This is a genomic window from Microbacterium phyllosphaerae, assembly GCF_017876435.1.
GTDB lineage: Bacteria > Actinomycetota > Actinomycetes > Actinomycetales > Microbacteriaceae > Microbacterium > Microbacterium phyllosphaerae.
The window spans coordinates 509,876-531,469 of the sequence record NZ_JAGIOA010000001.1; the positions used below are offsets into that span (position 1 = coordinate 509,876).

The 21,594-nt window shown below is 67.8% G+C and carries 22 protein-coding genes; 11 read left to right on the forward strand and 11 right to left on the reverse strand.

Annotated features, from left to right (window positions below; genetic code table 11):
* Window positions 1-2 precede the first annotated feature (2 nt).
* Window positions 3-371, reverse strand: coding sequence for a 30S ribosomal protein S6 (gene rpsF, locus JOF42_RS02425; protein WP_029264265.1), 369 nt, complete (start codon window positions 369-371; stop codon window positions 3-5).
* 231 nt (window positions 372-602) lie between these two features.
* Here rpsF and JOF42_RS02430 point away from each other — a divergent pair, with 231 nt between their 5' ends.
* A complete protein-coding gene (locus tag JOF42_RS02430; protein WP_245340697.1) occupies window positions 603-1,301 on the forward strand; it encodes a hypothetical protein in 699 nt (232 codons plus the stop codon).
* A gap of 479 nt (window positions 1,302-1,780) precedes the next feature.
* On the opposite strand, the gene JOF42_RS02435 is transcribed toward JOF42_RS02430, so the two are convergent.
* Genes JOF42_RS02435 through JOF42_RS02455 form a run of 5 tightly spaced genes read right to left on the reverse strand, consistent with a single transcriptional unit; the run spans window position 1,781 to window position 7,049 of the window.
* Window positions 1,781-2,620, reverse strand: coding sequence for an ABC transporter ATP-binding protein (locus JOF42_RS02435; RefSeq protein ID WP_210096399.1), 840 nt, complete (start codon window positions 2,618-2,620; stop codon window positions 1,781-1,783).
* The gene (locus JOF42_RS02440) at window positions 2,617-3,483 is read right to left on the reverse strand and encodes an ABC transporter ATP-binding protein (RefSeq protein ID WP_210096400.1); all 867 of its coding nucleotides are present in this window, start codon (window positions 3,481-3,483) and stop codon (window positions 2,617-2,619) included. Before JOF42_RS02440 ends, JOF42_RS02435 begins: the two co-directional genes overlap by 4 nt.
* A complete protein-coding gene (locus tag JOF42_RS02445; RefSeq protein WP_210096401.1) occupies window positions 3,480-4,391 on the reverse strand; it encodes an ABC transporter permease in 912 nt (303 codons plus the stop codon). Before JOF42_RS02445 ends, JOF42_RS02440 begins: the two co-directional genes overlap by 4 nt.
* Window positions 4,388-5,449 (reverse strand): ABC transporter permease, encoded by a 1,062-nt coding sequence (locus JOF42_RS02450; protein WP_056311041.1) that lies wholly within the window; start codon window positions 5,447-5,449, stop codon window positions 4,388-4,390. Before JOF42_RS02450 ends, JOF42_RS02445 begins: the two co-directional genes overlap by 4 nt.
* 13 nt (window positions 5,450-5,462) lie before the next feature.
* Window positions 5,463-7,049, reverse strand: coding sequence for an ABC transporter substrate-binding protein (locus JOF42_RS02455; protein WP_210096402.1), 1,587 nt, complete (start codon window positions 7,047-7,049; stop codon window positions 5,463-5,465).
* Window positions 7,050-7,198: 149 nt separating this feature from the next.
* On the opposite strand from JOF42_RS02455, the gene JOF42_RS02460 reads away from it, so the two are divergent.
* Window positions 7,199-7,786 (forward strand): Lrp/AsnC family transcriptional regulator, encoded by a 588-nt coding sequence (locus JOF42_RS02460; protein ID WP_307803513.1) that lies wholly within the window; start codon window positions 7,199-7,201, stop codon window positions 7,784-7,786.
* Window positions 7,787-7,834: 48 nt separating this feature from the next.
* On the opposite strand, the gene JOF42_RS02465 is transcribed toward JOF42_RS02460, so the two are convergent.
* Together JOF42_RS02465 and JOF42_RS02470 are read right to left on the reverse strand one after the other, a co-directional pair.
* The gene (locus tag JOF42_RS02465) at window positions 7,835-8,194 is read right to left on the reverse strand and encodes an avidin-fold protein (protein ID WP_245340698.1); all 360 of its coding nucleotides are present in this window, start codon (window positions 8,192-8,194) and stop codon (window positions 7,835-7,837) included.
* A gap of 133 nt (window positions 8,195-8,327) precedes the next feature.
* Window positions 8,328-9,341, reverse strand: coding sequence for a hypothetical protein (locus JOF42_RS02470; protein WP_210096403.1), 1,014 nt, complete (start codon window positions 9,339-9,341; stop codon window positions 8,328-8,330).
* A 126-nt stretch (window positions 9,342-9,467) separates the two neighbouring features.
* Between JOF42_RS02470 and JOF42_RS02475 the strand changes: the two genes are divergently transcribed.
* From JOF42_RS02475 to JOF42_RS02510, 8 genes are all read left to right on the forward strand, one after another.
* The gene (locus JOF42_RS02475; RefSeq protein ID WP_210096404.1) at window positions 9,468-10,439 is read left to right on the forward strand and encodes a hypothetical protein; all 972 of its coding nucleotides are present in this window, start codon (window positions 9,468-9,470) and stop codon (window positions 10,437-10,439) included.
* A complete protein-coding gene (locus tag JOF42_RS02480) occupies window positions 10,436-11,554 on the forward strand; it encodes a hypothetical protein (protein ID WP_210096405.1) in 1,119 nt (372 codons plus the stop codon). Before JOF42_RS02475 ends, JOF42_RS02480 begins: the two co-directional genes overlap by 4 nt.
* Window positions 11,555-11,930: 376 nt before the next feature.
* Window positions 11,931-12,626 carry a DUF1684 domain-containing protein gene (locus tag JOF42_RS02485; protein WP_210096406.1) on the forward strand — a complete coding sequence of 232 codons (696 nt, stop codon included), beginning with the start codon at window positions 11,931-11,933 and terminating at the stop codon, window positions 12,624-12,626.
* 28 nt (window positions 12,627-12,654) lie between these two features.
* Window positions 12,655-14,148, forward strand: coding sequence for an ABC transporter substrate-binding protein (locus JOF42_RS02490; RefSeq protein ID WP_210096407.1), 1,494 nt, complete (start codon window positions 12,655-12,657; stop codon window positions 14,146-14,148).
* A gap of 53 nt (window positions 14,149-14,201) precedes the next feature.
* Window positions 14,202-15,164 carry an ABC transporter permease gene (locus JOF42_RS02495; RefSeq protein WP_210096408.1) on the forward strand — a complete coding sequence of 321 codons (963 nt, stop codon included), beginning with the start codon at window positions 14,202-14,204 and terminating at the stop codon, window positions 15,162-15,164.
* Window positions 15,161-16,021, forward strand: a complete 861-nt coding sequence (locus JOF42_RS02500; protein WP_210096409.1) for an ABC transporter permease — start codon at window positions 15,161-15,163, stop codon at window positions 16,019-16,021. The genes JOF42_RS02495 and JOF42_RS02500 overlap by 4 nt, the downstream gene beginning before the upstream one ends.
* On the forward strand, window positions 16,018-16,815 hold the full coding sequence (locus JOF42_RS02505) for an ATP-binding cassette domain-containing protein (protein WP_210096410.1): 798 nt from the start codon (window positions 16,018-16,020) through the stop codon (window positions 16,813-16,815). The genes JOF42_RS02500 and JOF42_RS02505 overlap by 4 nt, the downstream gene beginning before the upstream one ends.
* Entirely contained in the window at window positions 16,812-17,567 is a 756-nt protein-coding gene (locus JOF42_RS02510) for an ABC transporter ATP-binding protein (RefSeq protein ID WP_210096411.1), read from the forward strand. The genes JOF42_RS02505 and JOF42_RS02510 overlap by 4 nt, the downstream gene beginning before the upstream one ends.
* Window positions 17,568-17,694: 127 nt before the next feature.
* Here JOF42_RS02510 and JOF42_RS02515 read toward each other — a convergent pair whose 3' ends face one another.
* The gene (locus tag JOF42_RS02515; protein WP_210096412.1) at window positions 17,695-18,159 is read right to left on the reverse strand and encodes an HIT family protein; all 465 of its coding nucleotides are present in this window, start codon (window positions 18,157-18,159) and stop codon (window positions 17,695-17,697) included.
* Window positions 18,160-18,359: 200 nt separating this feature from the next.
* On the opposite strand from JOF42_RS02515, the gene trpS reads away from it, so the two are divergent.
* Entirely contained in the window at window positions 18,360-19,394 is a 1,035-nt protein-coding gene (gene trpS, locus JOF42_RS02520) for a tryptophan--tRNA ligase (protein WP_210096413.1), read from the forward strand.
* A gap of 25 nt (window positions 19,395-19,419) precedes the next feature.
* Here trpS and JOF42_RS02525 read toward each other — a convergent pair whose 3' ends face one another.
* Complete coding sequence (locus JOF42_RS02525) at window positions 19,420-19,821, reverse strand: DUF779 domain-containing protein (protein ID WP_210096414.1); 402 nt, start codon at window positions 19,819-19,821, stop codon at window positions 19,420-19,422.
* Window positions 19,822-19,903: 82 nt separating this feature from the next.
* Window positions 19,904-21,454 (reverse strand): acetaldehyde dehydrogenase ExaC, encoded by a 1,551-nt coding sequence (gene exaC, locus JOF42_RS02530; RefSeq protein WP_210096415.1) that lies wholly within the window; start codon window positions 21,452-21,454, stop codon window positions 19,904-19,906.
* Window positions 21,455-21,594 lie beyond the last annotated feature (140 nt).

A 21,594-nucleotide genomic window follows, 5' to 3' on the forward strand; every position in this document is an offset into this window, starting at 1 on the left:
ACTCAGGCCTTCGCAGCCTTGGCGGCCTTGCGGGCTGCCTTCTCTTCAGAGCGCTTCGCCTCCGAAGCGACCATCGCCTGAGCTTCCTCAGAGCGGAGGACCTTCGTGCGCATGATCTGCTCGTTCAGCTTCAGCTGACGGTCGAGCTCCTGCGTGGCTTCGCTGGTCGCGGTGAAGTTGACGACGGCGTAGATGCCCTCGTTCTTCTTCTGGATCTCGTAAGCCAGACGGCGCTTGCCCCAGATGTCGACCTTGTCAATCGAGCCACCATCGTTGGTGATGACCTTCAGGAACTTGTCGAGCGTAGGGGCGACCTGGCGCTCGTCGATCTCGGGGGTCAGAATGACCATGAGTTCGTACTGGTGCGTCACTTACCCACCTCCTTCGGACTAGAACGGCTTCCGGGACTTTCCCGGAAGCAGGAGGGTGTGTGCACGTCATCCGCCCGAGCCACCCCGAATGGGCGCCTGAAGGCAGACAACCTTGACAGTGTAGCGGAGAAAACTTCGGATTGCCCCCACACGTATCGCCTCGGAGTTGGCATGCTGGTATCCGTGCGTGCCGACAGGCGCCGCACGACAACGACCGAAGGGGGAAGCGCAATGCGCGTAAACAAGTGGGGTGTCGGCGTCATGCTCGCCGCCGCCGTAGTGCTCACCGGCTGTTCCGCAGGTTCTGAGAAGCCCGCAGACGAGAAGCCCGCGGCCGGTGCAGAAGAGACGACCGCACCCGAGTCCGACTGCCCTGAGCTGTCGGACGGGGCGACCGTCGACGGTGCCGCGCTCGGCACCTGCATCACCGAGGCCATGACCGACACCGCCGGCTACGCCGCGAAGACGTCGATCCTCGGCATGGACACGACCGCCCGCTACAACCCGGGCACGGATGCCGTCGAGACGATCACGCCCATGGGATCGCTCATCGTGATCGGTGACGACGCCTGGGTGAAGTCGGCGACGAGCGAGTGGCAGGTCGCAGACCCGAACTCCAGCGACCCGATCATCGCCGCGCTCAGCAGCGGTGCGCAGACGGCCGCCGACACCGACCCCGCGACCGCGGCAGGCGCGCTCACGGGCGAGTTCACCGTCACGGGCACGGGCACGCGCCTGGGTCAGGACGTCTACCTCCTGAGCGGCACGTCCGAGGCGCAGGGCGTGGCCGTCGACGTGGTCTTCGAGGTCACGAGCGACTACGTCGTGCTCGCCACGACCGGCACGACCGAGGCCGCGGGCCAGACCGTCGAGACCTCGCTCGAGATCACCGAGTGGGACGCCGAGCAGGACATCGTCGCTCCGCTCTGATCCACGAGCGGATGGTGCGGGCCGGGGCGATCGCCTCGGCCCGCACTGCGTTCCGGGGGCTGATGCCGGATCAGGCGAGGACTTCGGCCTGCTCTTCGGGAGGAGAACCCGCCCTCGGGAGGAACGATGAGCCACAGGCATCCTCCCCTGGCGCAGGTCTCCTCCCGAAGGTGCGTCGCGGGGATGGCTGGCTCGCGGGGTCACCTTCGTTGAGAAGGAGATCGCACGCATCGAAGGAGCGATGCGCCGCATCCCTTCTTCATTACGAGACTTCTCCTTCGTTGCGTGCGCCACCGACCGACCGGGGACCCTCTCTCGAGAGGCGAGCCCGCCCTCGGGAGGAGAACTCTCCTTCGGGAGGAGAGATCAGCCACAGGCATCCTCCCGACGCGCAGTTCTCCTCCCGAGGCGCAGGCTCCTCGCGAGCGAAGGAGCGAAGGAGCGACCGAGCTGCGACCGACCGACAACGCGGGCGCAGCTCAGTCGATGACGGGGGCGATCTCCGACCAGACCGTGCGCTCGTTCGTCGACGGCGCGATCGGGATGCGGCCCGCGCCGTCGGGCTCGGGGATCGCGGCGAGCAGCGCCTGGGTGTACGGATGCTGCGGCGCAGACCACACGCGGTCCGTGGCCCCCGCTTCGAGCACGCGTCCGGCGAACATCACGAAGGTGCGGTCGGCGATGCGCCGGACGACGGCGAGGTCGTGCGAGATGAACAGCATCCCCGCGCCCGACTCTGCGACGAGATCGCGCATGAGCCCGGCGACGCTGGTCTGCGTCGAGGCATCCAGAGCCGAGATGGGCTCATCGGCGACGAGCAGCGACGGACGTGCGGCGAGCGCCCGGGCGATCGCGAGACGCTGCTTCTGTCCTCCGGAGAACTGGTGGGGGAACCGCGTGGCGACCTCGGTCGGAAGACCGACCCGCTCGAGCCACTCCTCGACCGTCGAGCCCTCGGCGCCACGAGCGCGCGCCGTGGCGATGCCGTCGGCGATCTGGTCGCCCACCCGGCGGCGCGGGTTCAGCGATGTCGACGGGTCCTGGAACACCATCTGGATGCCGGTGAGCGCGAGGCTGCGACGGCGGATGCCCAGCGGCGTGACGGGTGCGTCGCGGAAGCGCACCTCTCCCCCGGCGAGCTTCTCGATGCCCACGACGGCCCGAGCCAGGCTCGACTTGCCGCTGCCGGACTCGCCGACCAGCGCCACCGTCTCACCGGGTGCGACCGTCAGCGAGACCTTGTCGACCGCGACCACGGGCGGGTTCCCCGGGTACCGCACGACCACGTCGTGCGCGTCGAGGACGGCGACTTCACTCATCTGCGGGCCTCCTCATCGGCATCCGGCAGCTCGGCATCCGGCAGCACCGGGTCGAGCAACGTCGGGTCGTGTGCGGGGTCCGCATCCGCGATCTCGATCTTCGACCCGGGGAGGGCGGCGAGCAGTGTGCGCGTGTACTCGTGCTGCGGGTCACGGAACAGCGTCGCACGGTCGGCCCGCTCGACGATCTGCCCGCTCTTCATCACCGCGACCTCGTCGGCGATCGCGCTCATGACGCCCAGGTCGTGCGTGACGAGCAGCACCGCGAGGTTGCGCTCGATCGCGAGATCGCGCAGCAGCTTCAGGATGCCGGCCTGCACCGTGACGTCGAGGGCGGTGGTCGGCTCATCGGCCAGCAGCACCTCGGGGTCGCAGGCGAGGGCGCAGGCGATCGCGATGCGCTGCCGCTGTCCGCCCGAGAACTGATGGGGGTAGCGCTTCAGCGCAGCATCCGGATTCGGCACCTGCACGGTCTCGAGCAGCTCGATGGCCCGCGCCGTGGCCGCGGCGCCGCGCAGTCCGAGGTGCACGCGCATGTGGTCGGTGAGCTGGCGGCCGATCGGCAGCTGCGGGTGCAGCGACGCCGACGGGTCCTGGAAGATCATCGCGATGCGCTTGCCCCGGATGCGGTTGAGCGCCCGGCGGCGCATGCCGACGAGTTCCTCCCCCGCGAGCGTGATGGATCCGCCGGTGCGCGCCTGACGGGGCAGGAGCCCGAGCACGGCGAGCGAGGTGAGGGTCTTGCCCGATCCGGATTCGCCGGCGAGACCGTGGATGCGGCCCGCCTCGAGGTCGAGCGAGATCCCGTGCACGAGCGGACGGCCGATGGTGATCGTGAGGTCGCGGATGCTGAGCGCGGTCATGCTGCCACCCCCTTCGCCGAGGCGGCGTGGTCGGCCTGCTTCTCGTGCGTGACCTCGGCCGTCGGGTCGAGGATGTCGCGCATCGCGTCACCCAGGAAGTTGAACGCGAGCACCACGGTCAGGATCGCGAGGCCGGGGAAGACCCCGAGCCACCAGGCGTCGAAGTTCTGCATGGCTGCCGAGATCATCGATCCCCATTCGGCGGTCGGCGGCTGCGCACCGAGGCCGAGGAACGAGAGCCCCGAGAGCAGCAGGATCGCCGCGCCGATGTCGAGCGTCGCGAGCACCATGACGGGACCGGCGATGTTCGGCAGGATGTCGACGAACAGGGTCCGCAGCGGAGAGTGGCCGAGCAGACGACCCGCGATGACGTAGTTCTGTCCGCGGAGTCCGAGCACGATGCTGCGGGTCACTCGCGAGTACTGCGGCCAGGAGACCACGATCGCCGCGATCACCGCGTTGAACAGTGACGGACCGAGCGAGGCCGCCACGACCATCGCGAGGATGACCGTCGGAAACGCCATGAAGAGGTCGGTGATGCGCATCAGCGTCTCATCGACCCAGCCACCGAAGTATCCGGCGACCGCGCCGATGACCGTTCCGATGATCATCGCGGCGATCACCAGCATCAGCGCGAGGGGAAGGCTCACGGTCGCACCCGTCATGAGACGGGAGAAGATGTCTCGTCCGTTGCCGTCGGTGCCGAGCAGCGTGTCGATGCCCGGGGCCTGCAGACGCGGGAGCACCTGCGCATTGGGGCCGAACGGCACCCACCACTGCGCGGTGAAGGCGACGATGATCCAGGCGCCCGCGATGACGGTGCCGATCACGCCGAGGGGCGTGCGCCAGGCGCGGGGCCAGCGGAAGCGGAACCGCCAGGGGCCGGATGCCGAGTCGATGCGGCTCATGCGATCCTCACTCTCGGGTCGAGGACGCCGTAGAGCAGATCGACGACGAAGTTGATGAGGAGGTAGATGAATCCGACGACGAGGCCGACGCCCATGATGCCGGGGAGGTCGAGGTTCGCCGCCGAGTTGTAGGCGTAGGTGCCCAGGCCCGGCCACGCGAACACCGACTCGACGAGCACGGTGCCCGACAGCAGGGATCCGAAGGCGACGCCGACGACGGTGAGGATCGGGAGGGATGCTCCTCGCAGCACGTAGTCGAGGATCACGCGCATCGCGGGAAGGCCCTTGGCCCGAGCCGCACGAACGTAGTCGCTGCCCAGCACCTCGAGCACCGAGGTGCGGATGAACCGCGTGAGGAGGCCGATCGTGACGAGCGAGAGCACCATGACCGGGAGCGCGAGATGTGCGAGAGCATCCGCGAATCCGACGCCGTCTCCGTTGAGGAGGTAGTCGACCGTGTAGAGCCCGGTGATGCGGGGCGGCGGGGTGATCGACGGTGAGATGCGACCCGAGCCGGGGGCGATCCGCAGCTCGAGGAAGAACACGTAGAAGCTCACGAGTGCGAGCCAGAAGGTCGGCACGCTCAGGCCGATCAGCGTCACGATGCGGATCACCTGATCCGTGACGAGTCCGCGGCGGTACGCCGCGAGGGTGCCGAGCACCACGCTCACCGCGAGGCTGAGGATGATGGCGCCGATCGCGATCTCGATCGTCGCAGGCACCGCGGTGGCCAGGTCGCTGGTGACCGGGCGACCGGTCACCAGCGACGTGCCGAGGTCCCCGCGAAGGAGGTTCCCCATGTAGATGAAGTACTGCACGAACAGCGGCTGATCGAGCCCGTGCTCCTTGATGAACGCCTCGCGCGTGGCGGGGTTCTGTGATGCTCCCTCACCCAGCGCCGCCGACACGGGGTCGCCGGGCACGAGGTTCGTCAGCGCGAAGGTCACGATCGTGACCCCCACGAGCAGGAGCAGCGAAGTGCCGATCCGGCGCAGCAGGTATCCGACGAGCGGCGACCTGCGACGCTGCGCCTGCCGTCGCACGGCCACCGTCGTCATCAGACTGCTCCGCTCAGCCGGCCGGGGTGATCTCGGCGATGTCCATCTCCCACACCGAGTTGTACACGGCGCCGGTGACGGAGTCAGCCGTGGCGATGTTGCGACCGGGGACGATCAGCGGCACGAAGGGACCCTCGGCCTGCATCGCCTCGGCGAACGAGGTGAAGGCATCGCTGCGCTGGGCCTCGTCGGTCGCGGCTGCGGCACCCGCCGCGATGCCTGCGATCTCGGGGTTGGCCTCGGCCGCCCATCCGGCGCGCAGACCGACCTTCAGGCCGGGAGCGAAGGGGAGGAAGTTCGCGGAGTCCGCGTAGTCCGGACCCCAGAACCAGAGGCCGAAGCCCTCGGTGCCGTTGACGTAGGCGTCGAGCTCGGTCGCGAACGGCGCCGGAGCGAGTTCGACCGTGATGCCGGCATCCTCGAGCTGTGCCTGGATGCGCTCGGCGAGAGGCGTGAACTCCACGCCGCCGACCGGGTAGTCGTTCGGGAACTGCAGCTTGAGGGTCTGACCCGTGTAGCCGGCCTCCTCGAGAGCGGCCTTCGACTTGTCGAGGTCCTGCTCCACGCCGCTGTCGAGGGCTCCCTCGAATCCGGGCGGGATGACGCCGGTGGCCTGGACGGCGCCCGAGCCTGCGAGCTCGAGCAGCGCGTCGTAATCGAGGGCATAGCGGATCGCCTCGGCGATCTTCACGTTCGCGAGGTCACCCGCGACGGCCTCCGACTGGTTCAGCAGCAGGAAGATCGTCTGGCCGGACGGCACCGACTCGACGTTCAGTCCGTCGCCGAGACCCGAGACCTGGTCGCCGTTGAGGTCCATCGCGACCATCGAGTCGCCGCCCTTGAGGTTCGCGAGCTGGGTCGCGCTCTCCGAGACGTTGCGGACGACCACGCGGTCGTAGGCGGCCTTCTCGTCGCCGTTGTACTCGTCGCTCTTGGTCAGCACGACCTGCGACGAGAGGTCGAGGGTGTCGAGCACGAAGGGGCCGGAGCCGGCGGAGGCGCCGTCGAGGAACTTCTGTGCGCTGTCGGATCCGTCGATCGATCCGCCGTTCTCGATGACCACGTCAGAGTTGACGATGCCGAGAGCCGGGTTGGCGAGGATCGCGGGCAGCTGCAGCAGCGGGGTCTCGGACGTGATCGAGATCGTCTTGTCGTCGACCTCGGTGATCGTCAGGCCGCCGAGGAGGAAGTTCGGCTTGGCATCGGTCATGCCCTGGATGCGCTGCAGGGTGAAGACGACGTCCTTGGCCTCGATCGGCGTGCCGTCGGAGAAGACGCGGTCGCCCTCGAGGGTGAAGGTGAACTCGGTCGCCTCGTCGTTCTGCTCCCACGACGCGAGGCCGGGAACGGGGGTCGAGACGTCGGAGCCCTCGAAGTCGACGAGGGTCTCGTACAGGGCCTTCGCGATCATGTTGCCGGTCGGGTCGTAGGTGTGACCCGGGTCGGCGGTCTCGATCGAGAACGCGGTGTCGATGACGAGCGAATCCGAGCCCGAGGACTCACCGCCGTTGTTCGCGGAGTTGCCACCGGAGCAACCTGCGAGGGCGAAGAGCGCGACGGCTCCGATCGCGATGACGGACGTGCTGCGACGTGACGACATATGGGCCTCCAAGGGCGAGGAGTTCATCGGGTTTGGTCGACACCGGGTGGACGACCGGTGATCAGATTCGCATCATATGGGACGATGTGTCCAGCGATGATGCAGATCACGATCACGGTCTGCCAGAGAGCTCGCACGTGAGGAGCATTGTGTCCACGAAGACCGACGAAGCAGTGAAGCAAGCTGGACGAAGTGCCGCCCCATTGGACGACATCGGATACAGAATCCTAGAGACGCTCCGTGATAACGGTCGTATCTCGATCGCTGCGCTCGCCGAAACGGTCGGCATCTCGAGGGCGAACGCCTACACGCGTGTCGAGTCGCTCATGCAGGACGGTGTCATCACGGGCTTCAGTGCGCGGGTCGACCAGTCCAAGGCGGGTCTCTCGATCGGCGCCCTGGTCTTCGTGACCGTGCATCCGCAGGCGTGGGCGTCGTTCCGTGAGAGCGTGCTCGAGATGCCCGACATCGAGTGGTGCGCGATCACGACCGGTGAGCACGACGCGATGCTGCTGATCCGCGCGGTCGACGTCAGCGGAGTGCACGAGTTCACGACGGGCGTGATCGCGCAGCTCCCCGAGGTGCGCACGGTCGTCAGCGTCGTGGTGCTCGACGAGGTGATCCGTCGCGCCTACCTGCTGCCGACCGATCTTCCCGAGCGCGATCTGGCGACGCCGCTGGGCATGACGCGGTGGACGCCGGCGACGCCGGGTCGCGACATGCTGCCCCCGCGCTGACCTTCCCGGTCGTCAAGCGAGCGGAGCGACGCGAAGAAGCTCGTGCTCTCAGGCGGCGACGGGCTCTTCGCAGACGCTCAGCTGCGGCAGTCCGTGCATCTCGTAGTGCTCGACGAGGCGGATGCGTCCGTCATCCGTGAGCTCGAGTTCGCTCTCGCCGTCTCCGGTCACGACGGTGCCGTCGGCGACGAGGACGTGCACGAAGGAGACCCAGATGGTGTCGCCGGTGCGCGTGCCGACGAAGCGCCCGAACGTCACGGTGTCGCCCGAGTAGTCACCCCAGATCGCGCCGTCCTTCTCTCGGTAGACGAACTCGCTGGGGGCGTCGGCATCGACGACCGAGGTGGTCGACGAGACCATCGTGAAGCGGCGGCCGTCGAGCGAGGGGATGGATGCGGGGGACGTCATGATCCGATTATGGAGGGCACCCCGGCAGGGCTCAGAACCGCCCGTCAACCGTCTGGCGCGGCCACTCACCCGATGATCGATGCAAGACGAAACGGCGGCGCGGCTCGTCGGCGGCACCGTTTCGTCTGACCTCTCATTCGAGGTCGAGACGCAGCAGCTCGGGGTGGCGAGCCGTCTCGGCCCGCACTGCGAGGAGGAAAGCCGTGTACTCGGGCGACATCTGCACGCGGGGTGATCCGAGCACGTGCACGGTCGTGCGTCCGGCCGCTCGCTCGAACCGGATGCGCCGCACCGGATAGCCCGCCGGGGTCAGCCAGATGCGGGTCAGCTGCGCGTACGGCAGGTCGGTGTCATCGAAGCGGATGCCGTGATGGCTCACCATGACGTGAGCGGGTATCGCCCTCAGCACACGACGACGCTGGAACGCTCCGATCGCGAGTCCGATGCCGGCGAGTCCTGCGAACGGCACCAGCAGGACGAGCGCGGAGAGATCCCCGTCGAGAAAACCGGGCGACGCGGCGAGCGCACCGACGGCCGCGGCGACGATGAGCAGCGCCACCGCGCCGATGGTCAGCCCGCTCACGAGGCGACGCTCGCCCGACGAATCGACCGTGAACGACGAGGGCAGCTGGGCTCGCTCCCGCGCTGCGGCGACAGGGTCGGCCGTGGGCGGCGGGGCGATCGGATTGAGCATCGCCATCAGGTCGTTGAACGTCGCCCGCGTGAAGCCGACGAGCTCGACCGTGATCTCCCTGCCGCCGTTGTGGATGATCAGCGCGCGGGTGATGCCGCTGCGGATCCCGTTGGTGCGGTGCTCGGTGATCTTCGAGCGGAAGCCGGTGGTCGCGCGGTCGAAGACCTCGCGGTTGCCGGCGCGCCCGACCTCGACGCTGTCGGCGCGCACGACGACGCGCGTGTTGCGCAGCCAGAAGGTCGACCCGAAGATCAGGAGCGTCAGAGCGATCGCGACGACCAGCACGATCGTTCCGCGGGTCGAGATGTTCATCCCCCTCGGCAGGAACTGCGGCAGGACGAACAGCGCCGCGGCCGACAGGGCCGCCGAGAGCAGGACCGCACTCACCAGCGCACGACCCGGATGCCGACGGAAGACCCGCTCACCCGACACCACAGAGACACCATCGACCATGGACGCCCTCCCGAACCGTCTCGTTCCGCACCTCGGCCGTCAGCGACGGGCCGCACTCCTCCGCATATTCTGGCCCCTCCGCCGCGCCCACGGGTGAAGCGATATCTCGCAGGTACCGTGGGTCGCATGCAGTGGATCTCTGACACCTCGGCGGGCGACTGGCTGCGCGATCGCCTCGACGATCCGTGGAACGCGACGATGCACGACGTCGTGCCGCACGGGTTCCCCGCGTACGCCCGCATCCTGCATCCCGCGACCGTGCGCTCTCTGCCCGACCGTCCCGTGCCCTCCTACGACGAGTACGAGCGGATGTCGGAGGCCGAGCACCTGAGCCTGATCGACCAGTACGTCGATGAGCCCGCGACGTGGGCGGAGACGGCATCCGCCTTCGGCACCACCCTGCACCCGTTGGCTCAGTGGCAGCGCATCGTGCGCACCCCGACCGACGGCGACTGGAACCTGCGGCTCTCCCCCGACGGTCGCGAGTTCACGGCTCCGATGGAGGGAGAGATCGCCCCGGAGACCCTGTCGATCATCGCCTCGCACCTCGTCGCCCACACCACGACTCCGGATGCCGGCTTCGCGGCGCTCTGGGAAGGTCGGGGCGGTCTCGTCGGATACCTCGGCCATTCACCGTCCCGGGTGTTCCTCACGTTCAGCGACGAGCCGAATCACCAGGCGATGCTCGACCGCAGCATCCATGACCCTCTCAACAACGCCTTCCGCAAGCCGACGTGGCAGGAGGGCATCCTGTCGCGCGAGATCTCGGAGGGGCCGCGCTTCCGCCTGCCCGGGCGTGATCACGTGCTGTTCCGCGGGGCGGTCAGCGACTTCGCCCGCGCGGACTGGGTGCTCGATGTGCCGTGGCGCGATCGCCCGGGTGAGGAGCACGGCTTCGCACCCTCCGCGCAGAGCCTCAGCATCCTGTGGCCGGACGACCATGCGTGGGCTCTCGTGAGCGAGATCGACTACGACTCGACGATCGTCGCGGGGTCCGCCGCGTTGATCGCGGAGATCTGTGCGGATGAGAGCCTCGAGGCGTTCGCGATCCCCGAGAACGCAGACCTCACCTGGGATGCCGACGAGGTGAACCGATGAGCGCTCCGCAGCCGGCCCCGCCGTTCGACGCAGGCCCTCTCACGGACCCCGTCGACCCGCGGGCGGTCAGCGCCTTCCAGACCGAACTTCGCGCGCGCGGGACGTCGGGCGTCTCGGCCGCCTCGATCATCGCGATCGTGGTCTTCGGCCTCGTGTTCGTCGTCGCCATGACGCTCGTCGGCGCGACGATGGTCTCGATGTTCACCGATCCCGGGGCATCGTCGTTCGCCGGTCTCGGCATCCTCGCGGCTGCCGGTGTCGGGATCACCATCGCGATCGTGAGCTGGCGTCGCTCACGAGTCGCGCGTTATCGACTCGACGCCTTCGCCCGAGCGAACGGGATGTCGTACGAGGCCACGGCCGCGAACCCCGCCCTGCCGGGCATGCTCTTCGGCCTCGGTCGCTCCCGCGAGGCCACGGATCTCGTGCGCGGCACGCAGCCCCGCTTCGTGGAGTTCGGCAATTACCAGTACACGACCGGGTCGGGGAAGAACTCGACCACCCACCGCTGGGGGTACGTCGCCGTCAAGCTCGACGTGCCGCTGCCCAACATCGTGCTCGACGCGAAGGGCAACAACGGCTTCGGCTCGAACCTGCCCGCGTCGTTCCAGCGCGAACAGCGACTGTCGCTCGAGGGCGACTTCGACCAGTACTTCACGCTGTACTGCCCCGAGGGCTACGAGCGCGACGCCCTCTATCTGTTCACACCCGACATCATGGCGCGGTTCATCGACAACGCCGCCGAGCTCGACGTGGAGATCGTCGACGACTGGCTGTTCCTCTACACGCAGCGCAAGGCGTCGACGCTCGACCCGGCGACATGGGCGTGGTTGTTCGGGGCTGTCGGCGCGGTGATCACCAAGCTCGACCAGTGGGAGCGCTGGCGCGACGAGCGACTGCTGATCGAGAACCCGACGGCGGCCGCGGCCGCGTCATCGAGGGTCTCGCCACAGGCTGCGGGCGAGCGACTGCCGTTCGCACCCCCGGCCGGTCTGCTTTCGCCGCCTCCGGGCGTCGCGCACGAGGGGCGACGCCTGAAGAAGAGCTTCCCGTGGCTGCCGTTCGTCGTGGTGATCGGCTTCGCGGTGTTCTGGTTCTGGTCCAGATCGTTCTGAACGGAACCCCCGAGGGTGGGTTGTGGGGGTGGGTGCTGACTGGGGATCAGCGCTCCCACCCCATCCCCCCTCGGGATCAGAAGAAGATCTGACTCTCCCTCCGCAGGACGGTCGAACCGTCCACACGCGCGGGTCAGCTGGGGACTGACGGCTCTGCGCGTATATGAGTAATGGTATACCGGCATACGTTGCATTCCATTGCGTCGGAGAGAGTCCACCGAACCGGTCGAATCCCGCGAAACCATGCACGAAATGCGGACTCAAACGCCTCTCGGAAGGCCGCATTCGTGCATCCTCGCGAGCGTCCCTCGTCGGGCATTACCTCGAGTGACGGCCACGGCCCCGCCTCCTTCTGCATGCAAGAGAATGGAAGGTGATGTCTGAACGCGAAGATCACACCCACTGGCAGGCCGAGCGCCGTGCCTCCGTCACGTCCGCGACGGGCAACCTCGCGCTGATCGAGACCCGCTGGACGGGCGATCGGCCCGATCTGGATGCCGAGCAGCAGGCGGCATCCGACACGGTGACCGTCACGCCCATCCAGCGCACGAACATCGAGACCGGCGCCGCCGAGCACGGACTGCGCGTGTGGGATGCCGATGCACCCGCCATCCGCGCCTTCGACCGCGTCGACACGTACGAGTACGACCCCGCGTGGGTTCTCGAGGGGCACTTCACGCCCGTGTCCGGCGATCGTCAGGTGTCGTTCGAGCACATCCGCGACAACGGCGGCACGCGCGACCTCGTGGTTCCCGGCGACATCCGACTCGAGCTCGACGGCCGCGAGTACGACCTGGCCGCGTTCGACGACGGCGGCACGCTGCTGCTCGTCTTCGGTGACGAGACGAACGGCTCCGAGACCTACGGATCCGGCCGCTTCCTGTTCGTGCAGCTGCGTGACGACGAGGGAACCGTGACCCTCGACTTCAACCGGGCCTTCGTACCACCGTGCGGGTTCAGCGCCCAGTACAACTGCCCGCTTCCGCCGGCATCCAACCGCTTCCCCCTGCCTATCCGAGCAGGCGAGAAGAACGTCGTCTTCCGCGACGGCTTCGACATCTACGCGGCGTGACGCCGCACACTCTCACCCTGGAGTACTCATGAGAAGAACCCGCATCATCGGCGCGCTCGGCGCCGTCGCCACGCTCGCCCTCGTGGCCGGCTGCGCGTCGGGCACGACCGACGACGCCGCGAGCGAAGACGCCACCATCTTCATCGGGTCGTTGTACGAGCCGACCAACCTGAGCAACACGCAGGGCGGCGGCCAGGGTGTGACCGAGGCGCTGACCGGCAACGTCTACGAGGGCCTCTACCGGCTGACCGACGACGGCGAGGTCGAGCCCCTGCTCGCCGAAGACGCCCAGGTCTCGGACGACGGCCTGACCTACACGGTCACGCTGCGCGACGACGTGACGTTCCACTCGGGGGACCCGCTCACCTCGGCCGACGTCAAGTCGAGCATCGAGGCCGTCACCGCCGAGGACTCGGTGTCTGCGCGCAAGTCGAGCTTCGCCACCATCGCCGACATCGCGACCCCCGACGACCAGACCGTCGTGTTCACGCTGTCGCAGCGGTCGATCTCGTTCCTCTACAACCTCAGCTACGTCTGGATCGTCAACGACGAGGCCGGCGACATCACCGGCAAGGAAGACGGCACGGGCCCGTACACGCTCGACGAGTGGAAGAAGGGCTCGACCCTGACCCTCGAGCGCTGGGACGACTACTGGGGTGAGCCCGCCAAGAACGGCGAGGTCGTCTACACGTACTTCACCGACGCCACCGCCGAGAACAACGCTCTGCTGACCGGCGAGATCGACGTGATCACCAGCGTGCAGAGCCCCGACTCGCTCACGCAGTTCGACTCCGACGACTACGTCGTCAGCGAGGGCACCTCGACCACGAAGGAGCTGCTCGCGTTCAACGACCGGGTCGCGCCCTTCGACAATGCGCTCGTGCGCAAGGCGATCTACTCCGCGATCGACACGAAGAAGCTCCTCGAGTCCATCTGGGGCGACTACGGCACGCTCATCGGCTCGATGGTGCCGCCGACCGACCCCTGGTACGAGGACCTCACGAACGTGAACCCGTACGACGTCGAGCTCTCGAAGGATCTGCTCGCACAGGCAGGCTTCGCAGACGGCTTCACGTTCACGCTCGACACCCCCAGCTACGACCCGCACCCCGCCGTGGCGGAGTTCCTGCAGTCGCAGCTCGCCGAGGTCGGCATCGCGGTCGAGATCAACACGATCAGCGCCGACGAGTGGTACACGAAGGTGTTCAAGGAGCAGGACTTCGAGGCCACTCTGCAGGAGCATGTGAACGACCGTGACGTGGTCTGGTACGGCAACCCCGACTTCTACTGGGGCTACGACGACGCCGACGTGCAGCAGTGGGTCGCCGACGCCGAGCAGGCGGCCACGACCGACGAGCAGACCGCGCTGCTGAAGAAGGTCAACGAGAAGATCGCCGAGGATGCCGCGAGCGTATGGTTGTACCTGTACCCGCAGATCGTGGTCGCCTCGAGCGACCTCAGCGGGTACCCGGTCAACGGCCTGAACTCTCAGTTCTTCGCCTACGACATCGTCAAGTCCTGACGCGCGAGGGGGATGCCGCGCGTCGGCATCCCCCTCTTTCATCCTGAGAAGCCATGCTCGCCTACCTGCTGCGCCGCCTCGCGTTCCTCGTGGTGTCGCTCGTCGTCGCGATGATCGCGATCTTCGTGCTGCTGCGCCTGCTCCCCGGCGACCCGGCGAACGCGCTGCTCTCGGTGAACGCCACCCCCGAGCAGATCGCCGCCGCCCGCGCGCAGGTCGGCTCCGATCAGCCTCTCCTGCAGCAGTTCACGACCTGGGCCGGTCAGCTGCTGCGCTTCGATCTCGGTGAGTCGTTCCTGAGCTCGCGTCCGGTCGGCCCCGATATCGCCGATCGCCTCGCCGTCACTCTCCCCCTCACGCTCATCGCGTTCTCCGTCGCCCTGCTCGTCTCGCTCGTGATCGGCATCACCGCCGCCGTGAAGTCCGACCGCTGGTACGGGATCGCCCTCTCGGGCTTCGCGCAGCTCGGCGTCGCCGTGCCCGTTTTCTGGGTCGGCGTCGTGCTCGTGTGGATCTTCGCCCTCGGTCTCGGGGTGCTCCCCTCGGGCGGATTCCCCCGCGATGACTGGGAGGATCCCGCGGATGCACTGCGTTCGCTCGCCCTTCCGGTGACCACCATCGTGATCGTCATGAGCGCGTCCCTCAGCCGCTACGTGCGCTCCGCCACGCTCGACGTGATCGGCAGCGACTACCTGCGCACCGCGCGCGCCGGCGGGTCGGGGATGTCCGAGGCGCTGCTGCGTCACGGTGTGCGCAACGGCTCGGTCCCGGTCGTCGCGATCCTCGGCATCGAGCTGTCGACGACGCTCCTTGGCGCGGTCGTGGTCGAGAGCGTCTTCACTCTTCCCGGTCTCGGCAGCCTGCTGCTGTCGGCCATCGAGCAGCACGACTTCCAGGTCATCCAGGGCGTGCTCGTCGTCAGCACGCTCTTCGTGCTGCTCGTCGGGTTCGCCGCCGACATCGTGCAGCGCCTGATCGATCCGCGTCTGCGCACGAGCGTCTCGGGCAACCGATGAGCCGCGTCGCCGAGCAGCTGATCACCGACTCCGTTCCCGTGCGGAGGCGCCCGAAGGCGACCCTACTGATCGGTCTCGTGCTCACCGGCGTCATTGTGCTCATCGCGCTTGTGTCGCTGTTCTGGCTGCCCTACCCGCTCGCCGACACCAGCGGCAGTCGCCTCGAAGGACCGAGCGCCCTGCACCTGCTCGGCACGGATCGCCTCGGCCGCGACCTGCTCTCGCAGCTCATGTGGGGCGCACGGATCGCGCTCATCGTCGGCATCTGCTCGGTGGCGATCGCCGCCGTGCTCGGCACGATCATCGGTCTCATCGCCGCCTTCTCGCGACCCTGGGTCGACGACACGCTCTCGGCAGGACTCGACGTCGTGATCGCCTTCCCCGTGCTGCTGCTCGCGATGCTCGTCGTGGCGGTCCAGGGCGCATCGCTCTGGTCGGCCGTGCTCGCGATCGGACTCGCGATGTCGGCGGTCGTCGCGCGCCTCACCCGCATCCTGGCTCGTCGCGTGCTGCAGGAGCAGTACATCACCGCGGCGCGCACCAGCGGCACGAGTGTGGTCGGCATCGTCTTCCAGCACGTGCTGCCCAACATCGCGCCGACCCTCGCCGTCAGCCTCGCACTGCAGTTCGGGGCAGCCGTGCTCGCCGAGGCGAGCCTGTCGTACCTCGGACTCGGCGCTCCGCCGCCCAACGCCTCGTGGGGTCGGATGCTGCAGGAGGCCCAGGGCACGGTGCTCACCGCACCTGTCGGGGCGATCGCCCCCGGCATCGCGATCATCGCGCTCGTGCTCGGAGTCAACTTCCTCGCCGACGGCCTGCGCGATCTCGCCGACCCGACCCGCAGGAGGAGCCGATGAGCATTCTCGACGTCTCCGGTCTCACGGTGCGCTCGGCGTCCGGCGCGCTCGTGCGCGATGTGTCGTTCTCACTCGCACCCGGCGAGCGCCTGGGTCTGATCGGAGAGTCGGGTTCGGGCAAGTCGCTCACCTCGCTCGCGGTCACCGGCCTGCTTCCGGATTCGCTCACGGCCTCAGGGTCAGTGCTGCTCGACGGGCACCAGGTGGTCGGTGCTCGTGATGCCGACCTGAGGCCACTGCGTGGACCCGTCGCCCAGATCGTGTTCCAGGAGCCGCTCACCGCGCTCGATCCGTTGATGCGCGTCGGACGACAGATCGCCGAACCACTGCGTCGCCATCTCGGTCTGCGCGGCGCCGAGCTGCGTTCCGCCGTCGCGGCCGCCCTCGACGAGGTGGCGCTGTCGGAGCCGCGGTTCGCGCGCGCCTACCCGCATGAGCTCTCGGGAGGACAGCGCCAGCGCGTGGCGATCGCGATCGCCCTCGCCGCCCAACCGCAACTGCTGATCGCCGACGAGCCGACGACGGCGCTGGATGTCACGGTGCAGGATGCCGTGCTCGCCCTGCTCGAGCGGCTCGTCGCCGAGCGCGGCATGGCGCTGCTGTTCATCAGTCACGACCTCGCCGTCGTGTCGCGCATGGTCGATCGCATCGTCGTTCTCCGCGACGGGCTCATCGTCGAGGAGGGCGCGGTCGCTCAGGTGCTGCAGCATCCGGTGGAGCCGTACACGCGGATGCTCGTCGACAGCGCTCGCGCGCTCGACGCGTTCCTCGACGCGAAGGAGACCGGCGCATGAGCCTCCTCGAGCTGCGTGCCGCCGGGTTCTCGTACGGATCCCGTCCGGTGCTCGATGACGTCTCGCTGAGCCTCGATGAGGGCGACTCGCTCGGTCTCGTCGGCGAATCGGGTGCGGGCAAGTCGACGATCCTGCGGCTGCTGCTCGGGCTGTCGGCACCGCGCGACGGACAGATGCTGTTCGAGGGCGTGCCCCTCTCTCTGCGCGACCGCGCGCAGATGCGCCGCTTCCGGGCGAGCGTGCAGCCGGTGTTCCAGGACCCGTACTCGTCGCTCGACCCCCGCCAGCGCATCGACCGCATCATCGGCGAACCCCTGCGCTCACTGCGCCTGGCATCCGGCCCCGACGCGCAGCGCCGCATCGCCGAGGCCCTCGAGTCGGTCGGGCTTCCCGCTGACACCGCCCGCCGCTACCCGCACGAGTTCTCGGGCGGGCAGCGCCAACGCATCGCGATCGCACGGGCCGTCGTCTCGCGCCCGAGGGTGCTGCTCGCCGACGAACCTGTCAGCGCGCTCGACGTCACCACGCGCGTGCAGGTGCTCGAACTGCTCGACCGACTGCGCCGCGAGAACGGACTGTCGCTCGTGATGGTGTCGCACGACCTCACCGCGATCGCCTCGGCGTGCGACCGGACGGTGGTTCTGCAGAACGGTCGTGTCGTCGAACAGGGTGCGACGGCATCCGTGCTGCACGCCCCGCAGGACCCGTACACGCGGGCACTGGTCGACGCGGTTCCCCGACTGCCGCGCTGAGTCGCCGACCGTTTCTCGCATTCGTCACGGATGGCTGGCCGTTTCACGGATGGCTGCCGGACCGACGGCGTGTCTCCCGCCCGTCGGACATCATCCAGCCCGATTGGCCGCAGACGACTCCTCGGTGTCAGGCCAACGCGTGCCAGGCTTCTCGTAGTGCGACCAACGTCTGTGCCATCTCCGCGTCAGGCGGATAGACAGGGCCATCGGAGATGTCCACGTTCCGAAGAGGGTCGTCCTCGAGATGCTGCGGGAACACATGGCAGTGAAGATGCGGTGCCCGATGCCCCATCACCAGGTAGTTGATCTTCCTCGGGGTAAATGCCCTGTCGATGGCACGCCCAGAGCGCTGGACGTCGCGCCAGAACGCGCTGAGCTGAACGGCGTCCAGCTCACCGAGGTCAGTGAGATGCTCGCGGAGGATGACGACGGTGTAGCCGGGATGCGCCTGGTTTCGCACCAGACGGATGTGGGTCATCTCTGTGGTTGCCAGGAGGATGCTGTGCTCGTTCTCCGGCAGATGAGCGTCGGCGCACATCCCGCAGAGCTCCGGGTCCACGAGTTCCGCCCATTCCTCATCGCTCCACCACATCGGCCCATGGTAACCAGGGGAATCGCGCTGCCGGTCGCCTCGACCGCCGCGGGTCACTATCCTCGACCTATGCGTTTCACCGTTTCGTCGTGGTGGCTGCACGAGCAGCCGTAACGCATTGACGCGCGGGCTGCACGGCAGCCCGCGAACCCCTCGCGGATCCATGGTCCGTGCAGCTCCTTTCGAATCAGGAGCAGATCATGGACTCATACGCCGCAACCCTCGCTCGCATGCCCGGCCTTCGGGCGGCGATCGAGCAGCATCCCGAGAGTTACCGCGTTCTCACGGGCGAACGCCCCACAGGAAGGCTGCACCTCGGTCACTATTTCGGCACCATCCGGGAACGTGTGCGGCTGCAGGAGACAGGCGTCGAGACGTTCGTCATCCTCGCCGACTACCAGGTGATCACCGACCGCGACTCGGCCGGTGATGTGCGCGGCAACGTCTACGGAGCCGTCCTCGACTATCTCGCCGCCGGCCTGGATCCGACCTCGACCACGATCTTCACCCACTCCGCGGTACCCGCGCTCAACCAGCTGCTGCTCCCTTTCCTCAGCCTGGTCACCGAGGCGGAGCTGCATCGCAACCCCACCGTCAAGGCCGAACTCGCCGCATCCGGTCGCACGCTGAGCGGTCTGCTGCTGACGTATCCCGTGCACCAAGCCGCCGACATCCTGTTCTGCAAAGGCAACCTGGTTCCCGTCGGGAAGGACAACCTCCCGCACGTCGAGATCACGCGCACGATCGCACGTCGCTTCAACGAGCGCTACGGCGACGTGTTCCCCGAGCCGGACAGTCTCGTCACCGAGACTCCTGAGCTTGCCGGTCTCGACGGCCGCAAGATGTCGAAGAGCTATGGGAACGCGATCGCACTCGGGATGACGGCTGACGAGACCGCCGACGCCATCAGGCGCGCCCCCACCGATTCGGAACGCGTGATCACCTATGACCCCGCGAACCGGCCAGGAGTGTCGGGGCTGCTCGCGACGGCCGCGGTCGTACTCGGCCACACTCCGGAGGAGATCGCGGATGACGTCGGTGGTGCGGGGGCCGGTGCGCTCAAGCGCCTGACGACCGAGGCTGTGAACGAGTTCCTCGCCGACCACCGCGCACGCCGTGCGGCGCTCACGATCGCCGACGCCGCCGCGGTTCTCCGAGAGGGCAACGAGCACGCGCAGTCCGTCGCGAACGACACGCTCGATGAGGTGAGGGCGGCGATGGGGATGACCTACTGACGGCCGCTGGCTGACTTCGGCCCCCTCAACCCGCCGAAGGCGCCAATCCGAAGTACTCCAGCTCCGCGTCGTTCAGCATCCTCGACCGGATCAGGAACCGCATGCCCGTCGGCCCCTCGACCGAGAAGCCGGCGCCGCGCCCAGGCACCACGTCGATGGTGAGGTGCGTGTACTTCCAGTACTCGAACTGCGACTCCGACATGAAGACCTCGACCGGGGCATCCAACCCGACGTCGAGCGCGCCCAGCAGCACGTCTCCCGGCCCCGTGATGAACATCCCCACGGGGTAGCACATGGGCGACGAGCCGTCGCAGCATCCGCCCGACTGATGGAACATCAGCGGCCCGTGCTGCTCGGTGAGATCGCGCACGAGGGATGCCGCAGCATCCGTCACGTCAACGCGTTGGTAGGTGCCGATGCTCACCATGATTCGTGCCTTCCTGCCGATTCCTCCGGAGCAGATGGTGCCGGGCGGGCGCTGAGGGTGCAGCGCCCGCCCGGGGTCGAGCTCAGAAGAAGCCCATCGGGCCCTCCGCATACGAGACCAGGAGGTTCTTCGTCTGCTGGTAGTGATCGAGCATCATCTTGTGGTTCTCGCGTCCCACACCCGACTGCTTGTATCCGCCGAACGCGGCGTGCGCCGGGTACTGGTGATACGTGTTGGTCCAGACCCGCCCGGCCTCGATCGCGCGCCCGGCACGGTAGGCGGTGTCTCCGCTGCGACTCCAGACGCCGGCACCCAGACCGTAGAGCGTGTCGTTCGCGATCGAGATCGCATCGTCGAAGTCGTCGAACGAGGTGACCGACAGCACCGGACCGAAGATCTCCTCCTGGAAGATGCGCATGTCGTTCGTGCCTTCGAAGACGGTCGGAGCGACGTAGTAGCCCTCGCTCAGGTCGCCGCCGAGGTCGACGCGCTCCCCACCCGTGAGCAGCCGCGCACCGCCCTGCTTTCCGATGTCGATGTAGCTGAGGATCTTCTCCAGCTGATCGTTCGACGCCTGAGCCCCGATCATCGTGGCGGGGTCGAGCGGGTTGCCCTGCACGACCTTGCCGACGCGTGCGAGTCCGTCGGAGAGGAAGCCGTCGTAGATCGACCGCTGGATGAGCGCACGCGACGGGCAGGTGCAGACCTCGCCCTGGTTCAGCGCGAACATCGTGAAACCCTCGAGCGCCTTGTCGTAGAACGGGTCGGCGGTGTCGCGGGCGACGTCCTCGAAGAACACGTTCGGGCTCTTGCCTCCGAGCTCCAGCGTGACCGGGATCAGGTTCTGCGACGCGTACTGCATGATCAGGCGACCCGTCGTGGTCTCACCCGTGAAGGCGACCTTGCGGATGCGCTTGTGCTGAGCGAGCGGTGCGCCCGCCTCGATCCCGAAGCCGTTGACGATGTTCACGACGCCGGCCGGCAGCAGGTCGCCGATGATGTCGAAGAGGAACAGCAGGGATGCCGGGGTCTGCTCCGCCGGCTTGATGACGACGCAGTTGCCTGCGGCGAGCGCCGGCGCGAGCTTCCACACGGCCATCAGGATCGGGAAGTTCCAGGGGATGATCTGGCCGACCACTCCGAGCGGCTCATGGAAGTGGTACGCGACGGTGTTCTCGTCGAGCTGGCTGATGCCGCCCTCCTGCGCACGCAGCACGCCGGCGAAGTAGCGGAAGTGATCGACCGCGAGGGGGATGTCGGCGGCGAGCGTCTCACGCACCGGCTTGCCGTTCTCCCAGGTCTCGGCGATCGCGATCTCCTCGAGGTGCTGCTCGATGCGGTCGGCGATCCTGTTGAGGATCACGGAGCGCTCTGCGGGGCTGGTCTTTCCCCAGCTCGCGAAGGCCTTCCAGGCGACGTCGACCGCGCGGTCGATGTCTTCGACGGTGCCGCGGCCCACCTCGGTGAACGGCTTGCCGTTGACGGGGCTGACGTTCTCGAAGAACTGTCCCTTGACCGGGTCGACGAACTCTCCGCCGATGTAATGCCCGTACCGGGGGCGGTACTTCGCAAGGGCGCCCGGCTGACCGGGAGCGGCGTAGGCGGTGGACACGTCTTCTTCGACGATGGTCATCGGGACTCCTTCGACGGGCCGCGGGCGTCGGTGCTGCGCGGCTGTGCTCCGACGGTACGTCTGCGGACGTTGCGCCCGAATGCGCAACGTTGCGACGGGTTGCATCTCGCCCCAGCGGGTTTCGAATCGCGTGAATGACC